At 45.0% G+C, this 7,026-nt stretch carries 6 protein-coding genes; 3 read left to right on the forward strand and 3 right to left on the reverse strand.

What is annotated here, in order from left to right; all coding sequences use genetic code 11:
* From HMPREF0240_RS00230 to HMPREF0240_RS00240, 3 genes are all read left to right on the forward strand, one after another.
* A partial coding sequence (locus tag HMPREF0240_RS00230) for an IS3 family transposase (protein WP_148486293.1) occupies positions 1–220 on the forward strand: 220 nt, incomplete at its 5' end.
* Positions 221–726: 506 nt separating this feature from the next.
* Positions 727–3,261 (forward strand): ribonucleoside-diphosphate reductase subunit alpha, encoded by a 2,535-nt coding sequence (locus HMPREF0240_RS00235; RefSeq protein WP_035312462.1) that lies wholly within the window; start codon positions 727–729, stop codon positions 3,259–3,261.
* Between the two features lie 52 nt (positions 3,262–3,313).
* Positions 3,314–4,357 carry a ribonucleotide-diphosphate reductase subunit beta gene (locus HMPREF0240_RS00240; protein WP_009001448.1) on the forward strand — a complete coding sequence of 348 codons (1,044 nt, stop codon included), beginning with the start codon at positions 3,314–3,316 and terminating at the stop codon, positions 4,355–4,357.
* 29 nt (positions 4,358–4,386) lie between these two features.
* Here the strand turns inward: HMPREF0240_RS00240 and HMPREF0240_RS00245 are convergent, their stop codons facing one another.
* The 3 genes from HMPREF0240_RS00245 to HMPREF0240_RS00255 all read right to left on the reverse strand — a co-directional run bounded on the left by HMPREF0240_RS00245 (position 4,387) and on the right by HMPREF0240_RS00255 (position 6,594).
* Entirely contained in the window at positions 4,387–4,935 is a 549-nt protein-coding gene (locus HMPREF0240_RS00245; protein ID WP_009001449.1) for a DUF2284 domain-containing protein, read from the reverse strand.
* A gap of 63 nt (positions 4,936–4,998) precedes the next feature.
* The gene (locus HMPREF0240_RS00250) at positions 4,999–5,598 is read right to left on the reverse strand and encodes a DJ-1/PfpI family protein (protein ID WP_009001450.1); all 600 of its coding nucleotides are present in this window, start codon (positions 5,596–5,598) and stop codon (positions 4,999–5,001) included.
* 360 nt (positions 5,599–5,958) lie between these two features.
* The gene (locus tag HMPREF0240_RS00255; RefSeq protein ID WP_009001451.1) at positions 5,959–6,594 is read right to left on the reverse strand and encodes a cytidylate kinase-like family protein; all 636 of its coding nucleotides are present in this window, start codon (positions 6,592–6,594) and stop codon (positions 5,959–5,961) included.
* Between the last annotated feature and the right edge of the window lie 432 nt (positions 6,595–7,026).

The following is a 7,026-nucleotide window of genomic DNA, read 5'->3' on the forward strand; positions in this document are numbered from 1 at the left end:
CTTTTTCGGGCATATGAAGGATGAAATAGATATAAGCCAGTGTAAGTTCTTTAATGAAGTGAAACCAAGGATTGATGATTGGCTGGATTACTATAATAACGAGCGATACCAATGGCAGTTAGCAAAGCTGTCTCCGAATGAGTATTATCAATATATAACAACTGGGAATTATCCTTTGAAAGGGATAATACAAGAACCCAAAAAGGAAGAAGAAATATAGCGATGTCTATACAGAACATATTATCCCTTCTTCTTAAATTTGTCCTTGACAAAGGGTACACTTCAAAGCTTTTATCCTGGACTATCGGGAAGAAGGTTTCAGTGAAGAAAGGATAAGGGAAAAGCTGGAAAATCGGTTTTTAATTACGGAAGTACAGGCAAAGAAGTATTGTGATACAATTTTCTAAAGCAGACGTACCTGTGATATACATGGGCAATTTTCACCTCAAATAATAATACAATAATCCGCCTTCTTAGCGTACTTGGGCCTGTCTCTTACAATATATCTCCCCAGTAAAAATACATCCACCTAAATTTTCAATAATTGGAATAGAATATTCCTTCATTAAGAAGACTATTTTCAACCATGTCTTTGTGCAATCAATTACGATATGCAGGATTTTGTATATTGATAACATCCATATGTTGTGTTAATATATCTTACATGGCACAATAAGTTGTATGATTGCGTGAATGACATAAGGTGAGAAAGGCGTGGAATATTCTATGAAAATATATAAGAGAGATGCAGCATTGGAGGCATATAATCCGGAGAAAATTAAGAATGCAATAGGACGTGCCTTTTCCAGTGTGGGCAGTTTAATTGAGGAATCGGAAAAGAACAGGCTTCTGGTCAGAATTGAGGCGAAGTTCCCTGAGGAAGTAACTTCCGGAAGGAGATCCGTTTCAGTGGAAGAAATCCAGGACTTTGTTGAACGGACGCTGATGGAGGAAAATTATTACAAGGAGATGAAGAGCTATATCCTATACCGTGAGAGACGGGCCAGAAGGCGGTATTCACGGCAGCGGATTGCAGATGAATTTCAAGCAGTCCCCGGGCTTGTGGGCGTGCTTACGTCGATACAGAAGGATTTTTCCCAGGAGGAATATGAACTGGAGCAGTTGAGCGCCAGATTTCAGGCATTTTTAAGTCCCGGGCTTACGGATATGGAAAAACTGGCTGTTTTGGTTAAAGCATGTGCTGAGCTGACAACCCAGGAGGCACCAAAGTGGGAAATGATTGCAGCAAGGGTCAGGATGCTCAGTTTTCAAATTCAGCTGAACGTGCAGATGGAGGCGTTCCACATCCACAGTTTTTATGAGAAAATAAGCTGGCTTACAGAACAGGGACTTTATGGAAATTATATATTAGAGCACTATACGCAGGCGGAAATCGAGGAGTTCGGGACTTGGCTTTGTGCAAAGCGAAATGATCTTTTTACTTTTTCCAGCCTGGAGCTGCTGCTTGGACGTTATACCATCTGCGGCCGGGCGGGGGAACCGCTGGAGACACCTCAGGAAATGTTTATGGGGATTGCGATGCATCTGGCGATGAAAGAAAAACAGGACAGAAGTGCCTGGGTCAGACGATTCTACGATATGCTCAGTACTCTGAAAGTAACCATGGCCACGCCGACTCTGTCCAATGCGAGAAAGCCTTACCATCAGCTGTCCTCCTGTTTTATTGATACGGTGCCGGACAGTCTGGATGGAATATACCGCAGTATTGATAACTTTGCCAAGGTGAGCAAATACGGCGGTGGCATGGGTATGTATTTTGGAAAGGTGCGGGCAAGCGGCAGTTCTATCCGTGGGTTTGAGGGAGCGGCAGGCGGTGTAATCCGCTGGATCAGGCTTGCCAATGATACGGCCGTGGCGGTGGATCAGCTGGGGGTGCGTCAGGGAGCTGTAGCAGTTTATCTGGATGTGTGGCACAGAGATCTGCCGGAATTTTTGAATCTGAGAACGAACAACGGAGACGAGCGGATGAAGGCTCATGATGTATTTCCGGCAGTCTGTTATCCGGATTATTTCTGGAAGCAGGCACGGGATCATATAGACGGTGACTGGTATCTGATGTGTCCGCACGAGATACTGACGATCAAGGGATACGCACTGGAAGATTCATTTGGAGAAGCCTGGGAAGAAAAGTATCTGGACTGTGTGCGTGACGAGCGGATCCGCAAGCGGGTGATTCCAATCAAAGATGTGCTTCGGCTGATTATCCGCAGTGCAGTAGAGACGGGAACACCATTTGCTTTTAACCGGGATACAGTAAACAAGGCAAACCCGAACGGGCATAAAGGTGTAATCTACTGCAGCAATCTATGCACTGAAATTGCCCAGAATATGAGTGCCATAGAACTGGAAGAACAAAGAACCGAGGAAGTAGACGGGGAAACGGTTGTGGTGACAGTGACAAAGCCCGGGGAATTTGTGGTATGCAATCTGGCCAGCCTTTCGCTCGGCCATATAGATGTGGAAGACTATAATGAACTGTCTTATATTACAGAAAGCGCCGTGCGCGCTCTGGACAATGTGATTGACCTGAATTTCTTCCCTGTACCCTATGCAAGAATTAACAATCAACGTTACCGCCCTGTGGGACTTGGAGTAAGCGGATACCACCATATGCTGGCAAAGTACGGCATCCGATGGGAGAGTCAGGAACACCTGGACTTTGCGGAAAAGGTTTTTTCAGATATACATTATGCAGCGGTAAATGCGAGCTGCAGTATCGCGGAGGAAAAGGGCAGTTATGCGTATTTTGAAGGAAGTGCATGGCAGACCGGAGAATATTTCAGACAGCGGAATCTGGTGGATGACAGGTGGGAACAGCTTGCCGGCAGAGTAGCAGCGTTTGGGCTCAGAAACGGTTATCTTCTGGCGGCTGCGCCGACCAGCAGTACCAGCATCATAGCGGGCACTACAGCAGGGCTGGATCCTGTAATGAACCGGTATTTTCTGGAAGAAAAGAAAAACGGGCTGATGCCGCGGGTGGCCCCGGACCTTTCGATGGAGACATTCTGGTATTATAAGAATGCACATCTGATCGACCAGACCTGGTCTGTTAGGGCCTGCGGTATCCGCCAGCGTCATATTGACCAGGCGCAGAGTATGAACCTGTATATTACAAATGAGTACACCTTCCGCGGCGTTTTGAACCTCTATCTGCAGGCATGGGAAGAAGGTGTGAAAACTATTTACTACATTCGCTCCAGAAGCCTTGAAGTTGAGGAGTGTGAGGTGTGTTCTTCATAAAAGATACATTGCCGGTTGAAGGGCTTATACTAGAACAAACCAGGAGGATATTATGTCAGAATTAGTTAAGAAACCACTCTTTAATCCAGAGGGGGATATTGAAGTAACAAAAAGAAAAATGATTGGGGGAAACACTACCAATCTGAATGATTTTAACCATATGAAGTATAACTGGGTCAGCGACTGGTACCGCCAGGCTATGAACAACTTCTGGGTACCGGAGGAAATCAACCTGAGTGTGGACATTAAGGATTATAAAATGCTTCCCGCTGCAGAGCGCAGGGCCTATGATAAGATACTGTCTTTCCTGATTTTCCTTGACAGTATACAGACTGCCAATCTGCCGAATATTGGGGAGTATATTACCGCAAATGAGGTGAATCTGTGCCTGTCCATCCAGACATTTCAGGAGGCGGTGCACAGTCAGAGCTACAGTTATATGCTGGATACCATCTGTGAGCCGCAGGAGCGCAATGCCGTACTCTATCAGTGGAAAGAAGACCGGCATCTGCTTGAGCGGAATGAATTTATCGGGAACCTCTATAATGCGTTCCAGGAGGAAAAAAGCCCGGAAATGCTGGCATGTACACTGATTGCTAATTATATTCTGGAGGGCATCTACTTTTACAGTGGGTTTATGTTCTTCTATAATCTGGGAAGGAACAGAAGAATGCCCGGATCTGTGCAGGAAATCCGATACATCAACCGGGATGAGAATACGCATCTCTGGCTGTTTCGAAGTATTCTGATGGAGTTAAAAAAAGAGGAGCCATGGCTGTTTACTGCAGAAAAAACAGAAAAATACAGGAGCATGATCCGCGAGGGATGCGAACAGGAGATCCGCTGGGGGCACTATGTGATCGGGGATGATATTCAGGGGCTGAACAGGGAGATGATTACAGATTATATTCAGTATCTGGGAAATCTGCGCTGTAGAGGGCTGGAGCTGGAGCCGGTGTATGAAGGACATGAAAAAGAACCGGAAAGTATGTCATGGGTCAGCCAGTTTTCTAATGCAAATATGATAAAAACAGACTTCTTTGAGGCACGGAGTACGGCTTATGCTAAGAGTAGTGCGCTGGTTGATGATCTTTAGGGGGGCGGGGGCCTGTATGGAATGTGCTGTTAGAATAGCAGCATTCCAAAGTAGGTTACTGTATTTGGGCCGTTGATATAGCGTACTTTGGCTGTTTTGGAGAGGCGCTGTACGTTGATTCCGAAGCCTTCTACGGCGGGGGTGAGTGTGCCGGGCATGCGGCAGGGGGCATCGGGGTATGTACAGGTTTCGCAGTGGACGCAGCCTTCGTTGGAGAGCAGCAGGTATGGGAAATCATTGCCGAGCAGGCCGCGGAGTCTTGCGGATACCTGCTGGAATTCTTTGTGGCCTTCCTGCATTCCTTCTACATCGAAGGAATCTTCCAGTTCGTATTTTCCGGTGAAGACCATGCCGTTTTCATAAGCCAGGCAGCGCTCTTTGCATTCGCTGACTGTTCCTACTGCGGGGGGACAGGCCCAGGACTTTCCATATTTTCCGCAGCCGTTGGATTCGCAGATTCTGCGGACTTCGTCCTGAAAGAGGATGTCTGATGTTGAAATAAAACCGTACTGATAGACCCCGATTTCTTTTAATTGGGAATCGTCTGGTAATTGGGGGAATGTTTTTTCATTTGACATAAATGGTTACTCCTTTTAATGAATTCGTGATGATCCGGCAGGCAGAATGAGAACGGCCGGGGGTTACATTTTCGGAAGAGGGGCATTGTAATAACCGAGTTTGTGGAAGTTGTACCATTCCATAATTTTTTCAACTGAGGCTGCCTTTAAAGTCAGCAGAACCTCGCGGGCAAATTCCAGGGCGGCAGTTCCGTTTGCTGTGATGATGCCCCCATCGCTTACCGCCGGCTCCTGAAGATAATTCTTTTCGCCGGTATACGCATCTCCTGCCCATTGTTTCAGGTCGTTCACATCATTGGATGTATGACGGACACTGTTCAGCGCGCCGGAGACTCCCAGGAATCCGGAGGCGTCGCAGATACCGCCTAAAATTTTTCCGCTTTTAAGGCATTCGTCTACAAGATGTTTTACCTGCAGGGCAGCTTCGTTGCGCCAGGTCATACCGCCTACTAATATGAGGGCTTCATAGTCCTTTGGAACTGAGGGGATATCATAGTCCGGGAGGATATGGAAACCTCCGATGGATTCTACCTTATCTCTTGTTAAAGAGACTGTTTTCATAGAAAACTGATCTTCTCCCAGCATCTTTAAAGCGGAGGAAAGATATGCTGCCTCCCAATCTGCAAATTGATCTAATAAAACAAATAATATCATCTTTTTCATATATAATCCCCTTAATCTGAGTGGAAATTAGTAAGTGACGGTGTATTAAATAAAACTGCTGACATGGTTAAATTTCTCATACAGGTATTTTACCATTTCAGTATCTAAAAGTCATCCAATTTTGTTATCATAGTGACTATTTGTATCGGTTCGGACAAGTCTGAACTGTTATGACTATTTCACAGTAATACAAATATGCATTGCCCTTTAACTGAAAACCGGTGCTATAATCTTAAACCTGGGCAGCGGGTTTTCAAATATCTTCCAACAAAAGGACCACTGTCCGATACCCGGACAATGATCCTTCTTATACACTTAGACTGCAGCCTTGTTAATCGACTCTATGTATGTCTTCTGGTATTATGATTCATCTTCAACCATCCCTTTATAAATCAGCTCCAGATCCCTGACGGCCCGGTCGATTCCAAGTCTGCTGACGTTGAGCATTATATCATGGGAACTGACAGCACCCCATTCATTTTCTGTATAGGTCTCATAGTAATAACGGCGTTCCCTGTCGATCTTTTTCATTCTGTCTGCGGCCTTTCTCTCAGTCAGGTCAAACAGCTCCATGGTTCTCTTTATCCGGTCGGCCTTGTCAGCGCATATAAAAACATTCAGGCATTCCTCCTGTTCCCGCAATACATAATCTGCACATCTCCCGATAAATACTGCAGGTCCTTTCTGCGCCAATCCGCGGATCATATTAGACTGTACGTAGAACATCTTGTCGCTCAACGGCGGCTGGTAATCCATTCTTCCGGCATAGTCCATCATGGTTGCAGGAGGATATGTGTATGCCGTCAAAAATCCATTCAGTGCGGTTTCATCTATGGAATTAGCTCTCTCTTCACTGATGCCTATTTTTTCTGCTGCAAGTTCAACCAGATTCTTATCATATAATGGAAGATTCAACCGCTCTGCAAGCCGTGCTCCCACTTCACGTCCGCCGCTGCCAAATTGCCTGCCTATGGTAATCATTACATTCTTTGACATAAAATTTCAGCTCCTTTCCGTTTGATTTTATTTCGCCCTCTCTATTTACTTTTATTATACTTAATCTGTTAGATAACAACAAGTTATATTTGCTAAATACTGGCATTATATTCCACGATAAATATGGGTGAAGTGAAAAGTTTATTTCCACTTTGAAAACGGCAAAAAGAAAAGTGGCAATTACTCTTACAAAAAGAGCGATTACCACTTTTGGTATTCCTAAAAGTAGAATTAAGTGATACAATCAAGAAGAGAAATAACAAAGCTGTCTGCTCAGAAAGGGCTTTCTGGGCATGTTAAGAAAGCGGACTTTAGACGTGTTTTTAAAGGGGACAAGACTAAATTCCACTTGCTGGGACGTATATATTCCTGACAGCCGCCTGTTATTTCTTTCTTTAATTTCAGCTCTTATCAATCTTTCTTCTTCAACAG

This window comes from Clostridium sp. D5 (assembly GCF_000190355.1).
Lineage (GTDB): Bacteria > Bacillota > Clostridia > Lachnospirales > Lachnospiraceae > Faecalicatena > Faecalicatena fissicatena_A.

Bases quoted from the DNA above. Each gene is read 5' to 3' on its own strand.
- HMPREF0240_RS00245 (WP_009001449.1), bottom strand. From the start codon at position 4,935: ATGTCAAATGAAAAAACATTCCCCCAATTACCAGACGATTCCCAATTA.
- HMPREF0240_RS00240 (WP_009001448.1), top strand. From the start codon at position 3,314: ATGTCAGAATTAGTTAAGAAACCACTCTTTAATCCAGAGGGGGATATT.
- HMPREF0240_RS00255 (WP_009001451.1), bottom strand. From the start codon at position 6,594: ATGTCAAAGAATGTAATGATTACCATAGGCAGGCAATTTGGCAGCGGC.
- HMPREF0240_RS00250 (WP_009001450.1), bottom strand. From the start codon at position 5,598: ATGAAAAAGATGATATTATTTGTTTTATTAGATCAATTTGCAGATTGG.
- HMPREF0240_RS00235 (WP_035312462.1), top strand. From the start codon at position 727: ATGAAAATATATAAGAGAGATGCAGCATTGGAGGCATATAATCCGGAG.